Source organism: Streptosporangium sp. NBC_01469 (assembly GCF_036227305.1).
Lineage (GTDB): Bacteria > Actinomycetota > Actinomycetes > Streptosporangiales > Streptosporangiaceae > Streptosporangium.
The window spans coordinates 6,967,037-6,979,825 of sequence record NZ_CP109465.1 but is presented as its reverse complement, the minus strand read 5'-3'; the positions used below and the strand labels follow the sequence as shown (position 1 = coordinate 6,979,825).

The 12,789-nt window shown below is 69.0% G+C and carries 16 protein-coding genes and 1 pseudogene; 10 read left to right on the top strand and 7 right to left on the bottom strand.

Annotated elements, in window-relative coordinates; all coding sequences use genetic code 11:
* The first annotated feature begins 11 nt into the window (after nt 1-11).
* On the top strand, nt 12-371 hold the full coding sequence (locus OG587_RS30615) for a BlaI/MecI/CopY family transcriptional regulator (protein ID WP_329081249.1): 360 nt from the start codon (nt 12-14) through the stop codon (nt 369-371).
* Nucleotides 368-1,312: a M56 family metallopeptidase gene (locus OG587_RS30610; RefSeq protein ID WP_329081247.1), complete on the top strand. Its 945-nt coding sequence runs from the start codon at nt 368-370 to the stop codon at nt 1,310-1,312. The genes OG587_RS30615 and OG587_RS30610 overlap by 4 nt, the downstream gene beginning before the upstream one ends.
* A 32-nt stretch (nt 1,313-1,344) precedes the next feature.
* Here the strand turns inward: OG587_RS30610 and OG587_RS30605 are convergent, their stop codons facing one another.
* Entirely contained in the window at nt 1,345-1,968 is a 624-nt protein-coding gene (locus OG587_RS30605; RefSeq protein WP_329081245.1) for a methyltransferase family protein, read from the bottom strand.
* Between the two features lie 560 nt (nt 1,969-2,528).
* Between OG587_RS30605 and OG587_RS30600 the strand changes: the two genes are divergently transcribed.
* The 4 genes from OG587_RS30600 (at nt 2,529) to OG587_RS30585 (ending at nt 5,240) form a co-directional block, all read left to right on the top strand.
* A complete protein-coding gene (locus tag OG587_RS30600; protein ID WP_329081243.1) occupies nt 2,529-3,485 on the top strand; it encodes a coiled-coil domain-containing protein in 957 nt (318 codons plus the stop codon).
* Nucleotides 3,486-3,654: 169 nt separating this feature from the next.
* The gene (locus OG587_RS30595) at nt 3,655-4,125 is read left to right on the top strand and encodes a hypothetical protein (RefSeq protein WP_329081241.1); all 471 of its coding nucleotides are present in this window, start codon (nt 3,655-3,657) and stop codon (nt 4,123-4,125) included.
* Nucleotides 4,106-4,651: a hypothetical protein gene (locus OG587_RS30590; RefSeq protein ID WP_329081239.1), complete on the top strand. Its 546-nt coding sequence runs from the start codon at nt 4,106-4,108 to the stop codon at nt 4,649-4,651. Before OG587_RS30595 ends, OG587_RS30590 begins: the two co-directional genes overlap by 20 nt.
* A 13-nt stretch (nt 4,652-4,664) precedes the next feature.
* Entirely contained in the window at nt 4,665-5,240 is a 576-nt protein-coding gene (locus OG587_RS30585; RefSeq protein ID WP_329081238.1) for a hypothetical protein, read from the top strand.
* Between the two features lie 290 nt (nt 5,241-5,530).
* Here the strand turns inward: OG587_RS30585 and OG587_RS30580 are convergent, their stop codons facing one another.
* The 3 genes from OG587_RS30580 to OG587_RS30570 form a co-directional block, all read right to left on the bottom strand.
* Complete coding sequence (locus tag OG587_RS30580) at nt 5,531-6,016, bottom strand: HXXEE domain-containing protein (protein ID WP_329081236.1); 486 nt, start codon at nt 6,014-6,016, stop codon at nt 5,531-5,533.
* 155 nt (nt 6,017-6,171) lie between these two features.
* Nucleotides 6,172-7,071, bottom strand: coding sequence for a cation diffusion facilitator family transporter (locus OG587_RS30575; RefSeq protein ID WP_329081235.1), 900 nt, complete (start codon nt 7,069-7,071; stop codon nt 6,172-6,174).
* The gene (locus OG587_RS30570) at nt 7,071-7,427 is read right to left on the bottom strand and encodes an ArsR/SmtB family transcription factor (RefSeq protein ID WP_329081233.1); all 357 of its coding nucleotides are present in this window, start codon (nt 7,425-7,427) and stop codon (nt 7,071-7,073) included. Before OG587_RS30570 ends, OG587_RS30575 begins: the two co-directional genes overlap by 1 nt.
* A 544-nt stretch (nt 7,428-7,971) precedes the next feature.
* On the opposite strand from OG587_RS30570, the gene OG587_RS30565 reads away from it, so the two are divergent.
* The 3 genes from OG587_RS30565 (at nt 7,972) to OG587_RS30555 (ending at nt 9,560) form a co-directional block, all read left to right on the top strand.
* Nucleotides 7,972-8,373, top strand: a complete 402-nt coding sequence (locus tag OG587_RS30565) for a hypothetical protein (RefSeq protein ID WP_329081231.1) — start codon at nt 7,972-7,974, stop codon at nt 8,371-8,373.
* Nucleotides 8,374-8,443: 70 nt separating this feature from the next.
* Entirely contained in the window at nt 8,444-8,749 is a 306-nt protein-coding gene (locus OG587_RS30560; RefSeq protein WP_329081229.1) for a hypothetical protein, read from the top strand.
* Between the two features lie 19 nt (nt 8,750-8,768).
* Nucleotides 8,769-9,560 carry an ISKra4 family transposase gene (locus OG587_RS30555; RefSeq protein ID WP_329081227.1) on the top strand — a complete coding sequence of 264 codons (792 nt, stop codon included), beginning with the start codon at nt 8,769-8,771 and terminating at the stop codon, nt 9,558-9,560.
* 184 nt (nt 9,561-9,744) lie between these two features.
* Here the strand turns inward: OG587_RS30555 and OG587_RS30550 are convergent, their stop codons facing one another.
* From OG587_RS30550 to OG587_RS30540, 3 genes are all read right to left on the bottom strand, one after another.
* Nucleotides 9,745-10,134 carry a hypothetical protein gene (locus OG587_RS30550; protein ID WP_329081225.1) on the bottom strand — a complete coding sequence of 130 codons (390 nt, stop codon included), beginning with the start codon at nt 10,132-10,134 and terminating at the stop codon, nt 9,745-9,747.
* A 65-nt stretch (nt 10,135-10,199) separates the two neighbouring features.
* Nucleotides 10,200-10,901: a hypothetical protein gene (locus tag OG587_RS30545; protein ID WP_329081223.1), complete on the bottom strand. Its 702-nt coding sequence runs from the start codon at nt 10,899-10,901 to the stop codon at nt 10,200-10,202.
* A gap of 462 nt (nt 10,902-11,363) precedes the next feature.
* Entirely contained in the window at nt 11,364-11,819 is a 456-nt protein-coding gene (locus tag OG587_RS30540) for a hypothetical protein (protein WP_443075266.1), read from the bottom strand.
* Between the two features lie 264 nt (nt 11,820-12,083).
* On the opposite strand from OG587_RS30540, the pseudogene OG587_RS47320 reads away from it, so the two are divergent.
* Nucleotides 12,084-12,779 (top strand): annotated as a pseudogene (locus tag OG587_RS47320) (Tn3 family transposase); the annotation flags it as partial.
* Nucleotides 12,780-12,789: the final 10 nt, after the last annotated feature.

Here is a 12,789-nt window from a genome sequence, read left to right as displayed (position 1 = left end):
GGGGCTGACAGGTGCGGCTCGGCAACCTGGAACGTTCGATCATGGAGGCGTTGTGGAGCCATCCCGAGGGCCTGTTCGCCCAGGACCTGGCCGACGCTCTGCCCTCGACGCCCGCGGTCACGACCGTGTTGACGGTGCTGGTGCGGCTGTCGCGTAAGGGCTTGGTCACCCGGGAGCGCACCGGCCGGGCCCACCTGTATCGCGCCGCGGGCGGCAAGGACGTCTTCGTCGCTGAGGCCATGCGCCAGGTGCTGGACGGCGCCGGTGATGTGGAGGCCGCGGTCAGCCGTTTCGTCGGCAGCGTGTCGCCGCAGGTGGCCGCCGCGCTGCGCGAGGCGCTCGACAACCGGGATCTGGGCAACGCGCCGTGATCGTCTGGCTGATCGCCGCGGCCGTGGCGCTGGTGCCGTTGCTGGCCGGAGGCCGGGCCGCCGAGCGGCTCGCCGGCGCCGGGTGGACGCATCGCTGCCCGCGGGCCGCCCTGGTCATGTGGCAGGCGATCGGGCTGGCCGGCGGAATGGGCGCGATCGGCATCGGCCTGGTGGCTGCGGTGGCGCCGTTGGCAGCGGTGTTCCCGCACGGCGCGCACACCCTGATCCGTCAGATCCTTGATGGCCGAGGGCTGGACGGTCTGGGAGGGGCGCACATCGGCGCATTGGCCTGGAGCGCCGGCCTGATCGGCTGGCTGTCGCTGCACACCGTGCGGGCCGCGGTGCGCACGCTCCGAGCCCAGCGCAGGCAGCGGCTGCTGGTGGACGTCGTGGCCGACCCCTCGCTGCTGCCCGACGCCTATGTACTGCCTGATGCCCAGCCGGTGGCCTACTGCATTCCCGGCCGCCGGGCCCGCGTCGTGCTCAGCACCGGAACGCTCGACCTCCTTGACGGTGAGGAGGTCGAGGCGGTGCTCGGCCATGAGCGGGCACACGCCGCCGGGCGCCACGACCTTTTGCTGCTTCCGTTTCTGGCGCTCGCGCAGGCCTTCCCCGGGCTTCCCGCCGCCACAACGGCCCGCCAGGTCGTCCCAGTGCTGCTGGAGATGCTGGCCGATGACCGGGCCCGCCGCGTTCATGGAGAGCTGCCGCTGGCCCGCGCGCTGGTGCGGATGGCCGCCCCGAAAGCCGGCCCCGCCGCCGCGGGCACGCTGGCGCTGGCCGACACCGCGGTCGTTGACCGGGTGGAGCGATTGTTGCGGGGCCACCCGCAGCCGGGCTGGATGTCGGCCGCCGCCTACTGCGCCGCCGGCCTGCTGCTGAGCGGGCCCGTGGCCGTGCTGGTCGCGCCCGTGCTGTGCATCACCGTCTGGCGAATGTAAGGCGCCGCAGCGCCGCATACCGCGGAAAAGCATCAGGAGGCCGCCGCCGACAGGCGCCCCAGCGCCGGAACGAAGCGGCCCGCGCTGGAGGCGTAGGTGAGGTAGTCCGAGCCGTGGGTGCGGATCAGGTAGGGCTCCTCGATCACGCGGACCTGCAGCTCGATCGCGGTGATGAGCGCGGCCAGGGCGGCCAGGGACAGCGCTGAGGGCACCAGCAAGGTCCAGCCGATCGAGGTGGTGGCCATGGCGGTGAAGATGGGGTTGCGCACCAGCCGGAACGGCCCGCCGGTGACCAGGGTGGTGATTTCGCCCTCGTCGACGCCCACCCGCCAGGATGCGCCCATCGCCGCCTGCGCCAGCACGGTGGCGGTGCCTCCGGCCAGGATGAGGACCGCTGCGACGAGTTGGAGCGGGACGGCCACCATGGCGCCGATCGGTTCGACGACGCCTACCAGTGCCGCGATCGGCGCCAGCAGCCCGAGGGCGATCGCGACGGCGAACAGGACTCCGGCCCACCACGCGGCGGAGAAGGCGGGGCCGCTGATGCCGTTCATGCCGCTGCTGCCGGTGCGGCGGCGATGGATCAGCGCCCGGATTCCGAAAGCGAACGTTCCCACCACCAGGTAGCTGATCATGTAAAACCACGAAGCGAGCATGGCCGGGCCTTCCTTCTGGCAGCGCTAGAGGGTGCGTCGTTGTGCCGGGCGGCAGCCGAAGGCGGCGCTGCTGAGCTTCGCGCCCTTGCCGCAGGGGCGGCATGCGCCCACATCACATCGACAGTACAGCTACCAGTGGATTCAGTACAAGCTGAACTATAGGGACGGCGCCTCGCCCGGGCTCTCGCCGATCATCGGGAAGGCCGCGCCGTACTCAGTGGACCGCCACCCACGAGACCGCCCGCAGGGCTGCCGCAGAACCCGGCCACAGGGGGCGGTGGCGGGCGATGTGGCCCGCCCCTGGGTCGGAGTGGTCGCGAACTTCCGCTAACTTCTACACACCATAGAAGTTTGTTTACTACCGTCTCACCGAAACGTCTTCCCTTGGCACCGCGCCGGGACCTGAGACCTTGCGCCCGGTACGGGGTGGGCCTGCGCGCTCGAGCCGCGATCGGGCCTTTCGGTCTGCAGGAGTCGAAGGCCCAGCAGGCGCCGGGAGGCGACGAGAAAAAGGAGGAGGCGTGGCAACGTGGTCGCCCGGATCGCGGCAGGTTCACCTCATGCGCATCATCACCGCGGCGTCGATCGCGATCATCTTGTGCCTGGGGGGCCCCGGAGCGGGCAGCGCCGAACCGAAACCGGACGCCAAGCGGTTGCGCAGCCAGCTGAGCGCCCTGCAAAAGGAGTACGACACCTTCATCGCCGACTACAACGCCAACCGTGTCGCGCTGAGCGATGCCCGGCGTATCGAGAAAGTCGCCGCTACCCGCTGGGAGCAGGTGCAACGCGCCTACGACCTGGCGCGGGAGCAGGTCGTGCAGATGACGCAGCTGAGATATCAAGGATCTTCACTCGACACCGCGATGCCCCTGCTCGGGGCAGGTGATCCGCATGCCTCCATTCACGCCGCGGCGCTTTTGCAGCAAAGGACGGACGAGCAGGCCGAGGGTCTCAAGCAGTTCGCCATCACGCGCGAGGGTCGTCGCCTGGCTCGAGAGTCCGCGGCGCGCCGGGCGCGTGAACTGCAGGAGAAAGCCGCGAAGCTCGGCCAGGAGAAGCGAACGGCCGAAAAGCTGATCGCGCGGATCAAGGACACCCTCGAAGAGATCGTTCCCACCCCCGGGCTGCGCCGATCCGATGGCACCTGGGCGCCGCAGATCCCGACAGGGCCCGACAACGTCACTCCCCGCACGCGTCTGCTTCGCACCCAAGCCGAGAGCCGGTTCAGCTTCCCCAGCGGCGTCGGCTGCTACCGCACGCGCCAGGACGGCGGCGAGCACCCCCAGGGCCGCGCCTGCGACTTCATGATCACCCGCGGCGGGACATGGCCCTCGCCCGCGCAGTCGGCATTGGGCGACCGGCTGGCGGCCTGGGCGATCGCGAACGCCCGGCGGCTGGGAGTCAAGTATGTGATCTACAAGCAACGTATCTGGCAGGGCGGCGGCTGGCGGACTATGTCTGATCGCGGCAGCATCACCGAGAATCACCAAGATCATGTTCACGTCTCGATGCAATGAGGTGATATCGCGCCACCGGTGGCCGCCGAGGTGGACGGGTGAGGGGCGGCTGGTCGCGGCGATCGCGGCGGCGCCCGGTGCCGCCGAGACGACGAAGCGCGCGCTCTTTACGGCTCCCATATTTGCCATACTGTAAAACTTCTACGCTATGTAGAAATAAAGGAGTCTGATGAGTGACGACACGCGCCCGGCGATCAAGGAACGGCTTTCCGCCCTGCAGGCCCGGCAACGCCGGGCTGAGCGCCTGCGCACGATCGCCATCGTCCACTCCCGAGCTCGGCGCCTCCTGCTCCGGCGGCATCGGAGAGCCCTCCACATGACCTGGATCCCCGCCCGGAACCGGGGGCACGTCGCCCTAGCCGCGGCGAACGATGCCTGCTTCGGCGCGTGCTGTACCTGGCCGCCCGCCAAGGCATCGGTGAAGACCGGATTTCTCCGCGGCACGCAGGTGTTGTTCCGCCTGGAGATCGCTCATCAGCACGGTGGTGCGCCGATGGCGCAGGCCGCGCTGAAGGACAGCGATCAGCCGCAGGCCTGGCACCTGACCACCTCCCTTGCGGCCGCCCCCAGCAGTGAGGTCGGCTTGATGAAGCGCATGCTCCCTCCTGAAGGCGTCGCCGATGTACTCCCGGCTGGCTGAAGGAGCGCTGGTCAACGGCGCCCTGCGACGAAGGATGCGTGCCTTTCACACCTCCGCGACGTTGATCGGGCTGCACGACAGCGTGCGCGGCGGGCACGCTTTAGGAATCGGCCGCGGCCAGGACTACAGGATCACCACGTGCCTGGAGCGCGCCGGCGCGGCCGCGGTCGACGTCATCGATCTGAAACCCGCTGATCGGCGCGCTCCTTTGGCCTGTCTGGAGGCCGGCTATGACATCGTGGGCGACTTCGCCGTCATCCAGTTCCTCAGCCGCTGGCGCGTCGCCGTGGCACAGGTGGCGAGAATTCTTCGCCCCGGCGGTCTGTTCCATTTCGAGGTGTTCACCCCTCGGGCGCTGGAGCGCCCGGCGGTGCGGCTTCTCTTCGAGCGCTGCGGGGCCGAGCACTTCACCAGCGAGGACTTCCTGCGCGAGCTTGATCTCAACGGACTGCCCCTCGTGTGGCGGGCAACGCGAGAACGCGGCCAGCTGCTCATGGGCGTCGCCCAAAAGCCCCGAAACGACTAAAGGAGCCGCGGTCGTGTCCTCGCGTATGGCCCGCTACCTTCTCAGCGTCGCGGGTGCCGCGCTCGCGGCCCTGGCCATCGGCATGATGGTGGGCTCGGCGGCGTCCTCGACGGTGATTGCAGGTCTTGCCGACACGGCCGCCATCACCCGATGGGGACTGCCTCTGGCCAAGCTGCTGGCCGATCTCGCCGCCACGGCCACGGCCGGCGCCGTAGTCGTCGCCCTCCTACTGCCCTCCGACAGGGGAATGGTGTCGCCACAGGGGTTGTCGTACGTGCGAGCCGCGTCCTGGGCGGCGCTGAGCTGGGCGATCGCAACCGCGATAACCCTCCTGCTCACCGTGTCCGATGTTCTCGCGGTCGCGCCCGGCCAGTTGCCGGGCACAGAAGCGCTCAGCTTCATCACCTCCACCCCGCAAGGCAACGCCCTGGTCCTGGTCATGCTGTTCGCCATAAGCCTGGCCCTGTTCGCCCGCGACGTGACGCCCTGCGTCACCGCAGAGCCGACCAGCGCGGCGACTACGACGCCGCGTTCTTGGACTGGATCTTCTGGTGGTACCTGGCCACCGTGGAGCTCACCAACCACCTGATCGCCGCCCGGCAGTAATCGCCCCTGGCTTTCACCGCAGAGCCTGCACCGAACCGGTGGACATCGGGGCGACCGGGTAGCACACGTCGATGCGATCGCCGGCGACACTGGTGCTCGTGTGAGGGCACGGTCGGTGCCGACGGTGCGCCCGTGATCGAGCGAAACGGCTCCTTCGTCGTCGAGATGACTGAAAGGACGTTGGCCGCCTCACCGGCGCGCTCCACATCACCGATTGGATGCGTTCGACAAGCGGGTCGCAGGTGGTGAGCGGCCCGCCTGCCGCTCGCGGGCTCACAAGAACAGAAAGCCGATCGCCAGCGCCGCGATGAGGGTGCCCACCGCGATCGCGAGGGTGATCTCCCTCGTACTCGCCCGCGCCTGCCGCCTGATCCAGGACAGGTAGAAGGCCGTTGCCGGGATGGACACCACAGCGGCGGTGACGGCGCCGGGGGAATACTCGCCGAAGGCGGCCCAGGTGCTCAGGTGGAAGACGGCGTTGAGGGCGAACTGCCATTGGAAGGCGGTGGCCATCACCACCCAGGCGCCGTGTCGGCCGGCCAGGGAGGCTCGCCAGGAGCACAGCAGGACCACCAGCATGAGCGGGATGTGGTAGGCGGCGAACGCGTTCGTGCTTTCCGGGCCGAAGTGCCGGCTGGCCCAGGCGGCGAAGCCTGGCAGTTCTTCCAGGGTGTGCAGCACGTACACGACGAAAGGCAGCATGAACGGCAGGCTGAGGCGCAGCGGTGCGACGTAGCCGTCGGGGCAGCCGTCGGGCACGCCGGAGCTGAGGGGGTGGTCATGGAAGTCTCCAACGGGGACTGTGTCTAAGGCAGGCACGAAAACGTGAGGGGTGCCGGGGCGGAGCCGCGCGCATCGGGGTAGCGCCCCGCCACCATCGCCGCCGCGTGCGGGCCGCATGACAGCGAAGGTGTTCACCAGCCCAGTTCGTCGCAGCCCAGGTGGTCGGCCGGTTCGACCTGCAAGGTGGCGTGGGCCACGTTGTGGTGTCGGCGCAGCAGGTCACGGGCCTGGTCCAAGACCGCGTGGCTGTCGGCGCCCTCGGCGGTGACCAGATGGGCGGTGGCCACGTTCATGCCGGAGGTCAACGTCCACAGGTGCAGGTCGTGGACGTCGCGCACGCCCTCGACGGCCGCCAGATCCCCGGCGACGGCGAAGGCGTCCATCTCGGCCGGGACGTGCTGGCCCAAGACCGCGAACACCTGCCTCCCCAGGGAGATGGCGCGCACCGCGACGAAGACACCGATGGCCAGCGCGACCAGCGTGTCCCAGAACGGCTGGCCGGTCGCCGCGACCAGCCAGCCGGCGGCGATGACGCCGACCGATCCGGCGGTGTCGGCCACCACCTCAAGGTAGGCGCCCTTGACGTTCAGGCTCTCAGCCGCGCCCGCGCGCAGCAGCAACAACACGATCACGTTGATGACCAGGCCGATGGCTCCCACGATGAGCATCGGCCCAAAAGAGACCTCAGCGGTGGCGCCGATCCGGCCCACCGCCTCGACCACCACGTACACCGCCACGCCGAGCATCAGCAGCACGGCCAGCAAGGAGGCGAACACCTCGGCGCGGTAGGAGCCGTAGCTACGGCGCCCCGTGGTGTCGGGGCGGGTGGCGATCCGGGTGGCCACCAGGGCGGCGCCCAGCGTCACCACGTCGGCGGCCATGTGCCCGGCATCCGACAGCAACGCCAGCGAACCTGATATCAGCCCGTAGACCAGCTCGACCACGAAGTAGGAGCCGATCAACGCGAAGGAGAGCGCCAGCCGCCAGCGGTGACGGCCTGCGGCGTGCCCGTGTCCGTGCCCGGTGCCCATCAGCGGTTTCCGTCGCGTTCGGGGTGGATGGCCTGGGTGTGCTCGGTGTGGGCGAGGGCGAGGTCGAGCAGCATCCGCACGTGCGCGTCCTCCAGCCGGTAGAAGGCCATCCGTCCGGCCCGGCGAGCTGAGACGATGCGGTGCGCCCGCAACAGCCGCAGTGCGTGGGAGACGGCCGACTCGCTCTGGCCGCTCACCGCGGCCAGATCGCACACGCACATCTCGCCCTCCAGCAGGGCCAGCAGCAGCCGCAGGCGGCCCGGATCGGCCAGCAGCCCGAACACCTCCGCGGTGTCGGTCAGATCCTGCGCCGCAGGCATCCGCTCACGCACCGCCGCCACCCGCGGCGCATCCACGATCCGGGCGGTACACCCATCAATCGCCACTAATCGCTCATCTGAAGAACTATTCATACATAAAGATTAGCGGTCGCCGGAGGCGGCCTGTCAACCGGAGCCCCGACTTTTCCTGCGGTTTCGCCGCTCGGGGCGCCGCAGGCAGTGGTTGGTCCGAGCGCCGCGGGTGAGGTGCCCGCCGTGCTGCGATGCGCGCCATCAGGCCTGCGAGGAGTCTGAGAAATGACCTTGACGATCCCAGCGGTCACGCAGCGGCGCTGTTCGCGTTCTTCGCGGGGATGGTCGAGTCCGAGCGGGGCTCGATCCGGAAGTCGGGGGAAGGGCCGGACCTCGGCGCGGGTACGGGCCGCCACGGCGGCCGGCGAAGGTGGGCGGGAGCCGGGCGCGCCTCGCTCGTACGCAAGCCGAACGCGCCGATGGGCCTCCGGGGAGGATCGGACCGGATTTTGGCGCTAGAAACGCGATCTTGACGACAATTCGGTGACGGCAGGCATTTGCGCTGGAGGAGGTCCTGGGCGAGGCGGCCGAGTTGGTCGGTGAGTCCATGGAAACGGCCGAAATCGCAGGCGGGGGCATCGACGGGGTCGGTGCGGTTTCGGTACGGCCGCCGGTGCTCGGTGTGGTGACGGTGCCGCCGTGGCGGCCGGGCATGAAGGCGGCGATGCTGCCGCGCGCGTACCGGGACGCGGTGGAGATCATGGTCGATGCGGGCCGGGCGATGCGGGCCGGGCAGATCGCGGTGGCGATGGGGCTGCCGGATGAGGCCGCCAAGCGGGAAGGGCTGCGCTCGAAGCTGAAGCGGCGGGTGGAACGCGGCTGGGCGCGGGAAGAAGGGCCGGGGTTGTTCATGGTGACCGAGCCGGTGGCGCGTGAGGTGTCCGGGCAGGGCGACGGAGGGTCACGGGACGGCATCGCGCCGTCATCTGCTTCGTCACCGGGCGGGTGATTGCGGCAGGGCTCTTCCGCCGTCAGGTTCAAAGGTGCCAACCACATGTCCCCGGCGGGAGAAGAGCCCTATGCAGGCACCGTACGACACCGGCCTGGCCGCTGACGTCTTTGCGGAGGCGAAGAACACCTTCAACTGGCTCATCGGACAGCTCACCGACGCGGCGTCCGGCATGCTGACCCATGACCGGCTGGAAGAGACGATCGTCGAGCAGGGCCGTGAGCTGCAACGCCAGCTGCTGCAAGCACACCTTGATCTGCGGGCGCTGCGCGAGCGGCAGCAGGCGCACAGGTGGTGGGGTCCGACGGCGTGCCGCGACCGCCAAGGCCGCCGCCCGCGCCCGCGCCACCTTCCGGACCCGGCTGACGGCGGGTGAGAAACCGGCCCGCAAACGGATGGCCACCCTCGGGGTGGTCTACGACGCCAAGCCCGCGCCCCGCCGGCCGCACGATGTGATCGCCGTCCCCGGCGGCCGGGCCGGGCAGCGCCTGCCGCGCGCCAGACCGTCCGCGATGCGCAAATGGCTGTGCGGCTCGATCATCACCGGCCCCGCCGCAGTGATCGCCAAGGTCTTCGACCATGCCGAAGCCCGTGATCCCGGCCATGTCCGTCCCTGGGTCGTGCTCGTCGACGGAGCCCGCCACCAGCTCGATCTGATCACGGCGGAGGCCGCCCGCCGCGGCGTCGGCGTCCACATCGTCATCGACTTCGTTCACGTGCTGGAGAGATTATGGGCTGCCGCCTGGAGCCTGCATCCTCCCGCGGCACCGGCCGCCGAGGACTGGGTCGCCGGTCACGCTCTGGCCCTGCTGGCCGGGCACACCGGCCACGTCATCACCGCGCTGTCCGGCCAGGCGGCCACCACGGCCGCCCACCGCCGCGACGGTATCGACGCGTGCATCCGCTACCTCACCAACAACCTCGAGTATCTGCGCTATGACCAGGCGCTGGAGGCGGGATGGCCGATCGCGACCGGCGTGATCGAAGGCGCCTGCCGCCATCTGATCACCGATAGATTCGACCTCGCCGGAGCACGCTGGGGCCTGGCCGGAGCCGAAGCCGTCCTGAAACTCCGCGCCCTGATCGCCAACGGTGATCTCGACGAATACTGGCGTTTTCACCGCGCCCGGCAACACGAACGTGTCCACCAGAACGACTACCAGGACGGATACTCCCTCACGGCTTGATCGCTCCAGTCACTGAGGAAGAGCTACACCCATCTCGATTCGCACCCTGGCTCTGCCCTGCCTGGAAATGTCAGGGCGACTGGGCGTCCGCAGGACTTGACGTCTGCGGGGCATCCCACGACGATCAGCGACTATGGCCGACCTGTTCAAGTTCCCAGGCCAGGCGACATCCGAGCTCCAAGCCTTACCTCTGGGCTCCGGCGAACGATAGATCCCACACCCGGACGGTGGTGTCGGCATGGCCTGTCACCAGGACGGGCACGCCACCGACCTCCGCCACTGTCAGCGACATCGCCGACATCAGCGGTTCGCCGATCTGCTCCCCGCTCGCCAGATCCCAGACGCGGGTGGTGTCGTCGTCGCTTCCACTGACGACGATCGCGCGTCCCCTCACCCAGGCGGTCGCCAGGTCGGTGACTCCGGAGGTGTGACCAGCCAGAGCAAGCCCGATGGGCTCCTCCTGGCCAACCTCCCAGACCTGGATCGTCGGGTCGTCGCCACCGACCACGGCGACCGCACGGCCCTCCAGTTCGATGACGGCGATAGCCTGGGCCGCGGGCCTGACGCCTTGCATGAGCGCTCCAAAACGTTCACCACTTAGAAGGTCCCAGGCCTCAAGCGTGCGGCTCTCGCCACCGGTCACGGCGATCGGATTAGAAGGTCCCAGGCCTCAAGCGTGCGGCTCTCGCCACCGGTCACGGCGATCGGACGCCCCCCGATCGTCGCGGCTCCCATCACCCCGTTTTCCCCGGTGGTCACGGCGTAGGCGCCCAGTTCATTGGTCAGGAGGTTCCAGGCCTGCAACAGGCCGGACTCGCTGCTGCTCACCGCGATGGGCCCAGCCTTGGACGAGACGACCGCCAGCGAGCAGACGGCCCCGACAGCCCCGTCGGCGGGGTCGTCCCCCGCCATCACTTTCCCGACCTTGCGGCCCGTCCGCAGGTCCCAGACCCGTACCGCGCCCGCGTACATGTCGGCGTCGCCAGTGTGACTGGACAGGTCATGCTCGTTGCCGCCGGTGACGACGACCGGACGGCCGTCAAGTCGCGTCACCGTCATGACCGCGACGATGTGGCCTGCGGGAACCTTGGCATTCGGGTCCCCGAAGTCATCGCCCTCCTCCCAGCCCTGCTCGTGGTACCACTCGTCCTCAGGAGCCGCGGCCGGCAAATCCAACGGGACCACGGCACTTTCCCCGTCCGGGAGGGCCCACTTCTGAACGACTCCCCGGTCGTTCAGCCCCACCACGTGTGGGACACCGTCCAGCTCCGTCACGGCCACGCCGGTGATATACCGCTGTTCGTCGCCCGCGAAGCAATGCATCATGTGATCTTCGGTCATGGGGCAGCATCCTAGACATCCGATCCGACAAACAAGTTGCTTTCGGGCATCGGCGCCCCGGTACCACGAAGAGCAGCCCAGTCCACAACAAGCCAGCTCACAGACTCACTACGTTGGAGCTACACCCGAAGAGAATGTGCGGCTGCATCGCACGCTGGCCGAGCGCACCGGACCTGAGCTGCGTTCGATGCTGGCCGGGCTGCTCCTGGTGCCCGAGGGCAGGCGAGTCTCGGAGCTGGAGCGCCTTCGTACCCCGCCGACTCGGGCCTCGGGCCGGGTGATGACCGCGGAGTTGCGCCGGATCGCCGAGATCGGAGCCCTGCACGCTGGGGCGGTACGGGTGGAGCCGGTGCCGATGGTGAAGATGACGGCCCTGGCCCGCTACGGGCTGGCGTCCAAGGCCCCGACTCTGCGGGATTTGGAAGACGACCGCAAAGCGGCGACATTGCTGGCCACGGTGCGTCACCTGGAGACCTCCTCCGTTGATGACGCCCTGGACGTGCTGGACCTGCTGATCACCTCCAATCTGCTGGCCCGCGCGGAGCGGGCGGGCAAGGCCGAGCAGTTGCGAACCTTCCCCAAGCTGCGCAGCGCCGCACGCACGATGGCATCGGCGATGGAGGTGCTGATGTCGGCGCCGGAGGCAACGGCGGATCGGCTGGTGTCGCTGGTGGAGGTTTGGAAGGCGATCGAGGAGGTCGTGCCGCGCGAACGCCTGGCGGCGGCGGTGGAGACGGTGGCGGCATTCGTGCCGGTCACCGACGATGACGCGGCCGCCGAATGGCGAGCGGAGCTGGTCAAGCGATACCGCACCGTGCAGGGTTTCATCGAGCTGCTACTGGAGGTGATCCGTTTCCGGGCGGTGGCGGCCGGCAGGCCGGTGCTGGCGATGGTGCGGACCGCTGCGGCGATGGCCAAGAGCCGCCGCCGCCACGGGCCCGGCGACATCGCCGCGCACGAACCTTTGATCACCGGATCGTGGCGGCCGTTGGTCTACCGCAACCCCGACCTACCCGAAGGACAGATCGACAAGGCGGCGTTCATGCTGTGCGCAGTAATGCACCTGCACCAGGCGCTGCGCCGGCGCGATGTGTTCGCCGAAGGCGCCGATCGATGGAGCGACCGCGGGCCCGGCTGCTGGAAGGCGCGGCATGGGAGGCGGCCCGACCGAAGATCCTCACCATCGTGTTCGGCCTGTTCGCGATCTGCGGCTACCAGTTCTCCCCGCGCATCGCCGACCTCGGCGACACCCGACTGTGGCGCACCAACACCCGCGCCGTCTATGGCCCGCTGGATGCCATGTCCCGCCACACCATCCGCCTGGACCGCATCCGCGCGCACTGGTGTGACATGCTGCGCGTGGCTGGCTCGCTCACCATGGGCACCGTCCGCGCCTACGACCTGATCCGGATGCTGTCGGCCGACGGCCGCACTACCGGTCTGGGGGATGCCTTCGCCCACTACGGCCGCATCTTCAAGACATTGCACCTACTGCAGTTCATCTCCGACTCCGGCTACCGCCGCATGATCGGCACCCAGCTCAACGTCCAGGAAGGCCGCCACCGCCTGGCCCGAAAAATCTGCTTCGGCAACCGCGGCCAGCTGCGCCAGCGCTACCGCGAAGGCATGGAAAACCAGCTCGGCACCCTGGGTCTGGCGCTCAACGCCGTGGTGTGGTGGAACACCCTGTATCTGGACGCCGCCGTCAAGCAGTTGCGCGAGCAGGGCTTTCCCGCCACCGAGGACATGTGCGCCCGGCTGTCACCCATCCGGTACGACCACATCAACTTCCTGGGCCGTTACGCCTTCACCCGCACCGACCTGACCACAGGACTGCGTCCCTTCCATGAACAGGCTGCCAACGCCGAGAGCTACTGACCATCACCTT

Coding starts and splice junctions, on each gene's coding strand:
- OG587_RS30595 (WP_329081241.1), top strand. CDS start 3,655: ATGAGTGACGACACGCGCCCGGCGATCAAGGAACGGCTTTCCGCCCTG.
- OG587_RS30550 (WP_329081225.1), bottom strand. CDS start 10,134: ATGCAAGGCGTCAGGCCCGCGGCCCAGGCTATCGCCGTCATCGAACTG.
- OG587_RS30590 (WP_329081239.1), top strand. CDS start 4,106: ATGTACTCCCGGCTGGCTGAAGGAGCGCTGGTCAACGGCGCCCTGCGA.
- OG587_RS30555 (WP_329081227.1), top strand. CDS start 8,769: ATGGCCACCCTCGGGGTGGTCTACGACGCCAAGCCCGCGCCCCGCCGG.
- OG587_RS30545 (WP_329081223.1), bottom strand. CDS start 10,901: ATGACCGAAGATCACATGATGCATTGCTTCGCGGGCGACGAACAGCGG.
- OG587_RS30600 (WP_329081243.1), top strand. CDS start 2,529: ATGCGCATCATCACCGCGGCGTCGATCGCGATCATCTTGTGCCTGGGG.
- OG587_RS30575 (WP_329081235.1), bottom strand. CDS start 7,071: ATGGGCACCGGGCACGGACACGGGCACGCCGCAGGCCGTCACCGCTGG.
- OG587_RS30565 (WP_329081231.1), top strand. CDS start 7,972: ATGGAAACGGCCGAAATCGCAGGCGGGGGCATCGACGGGGTCGGTGCG.
- OG587_RS30605 (WP_329081245.1), bottom strand. CDS start 1,968: ATGCTCGCTTCGTGGTTTTACATGATCAGCTACCTGGTGGTGGGAACG.
- OG587_RS30560 (WP_329081229.1), top strand. CDS start 8,444: ATGCAGGCACCGTACGACACCGGCCTGGCCGCTGACGTCTTTGCGGAG.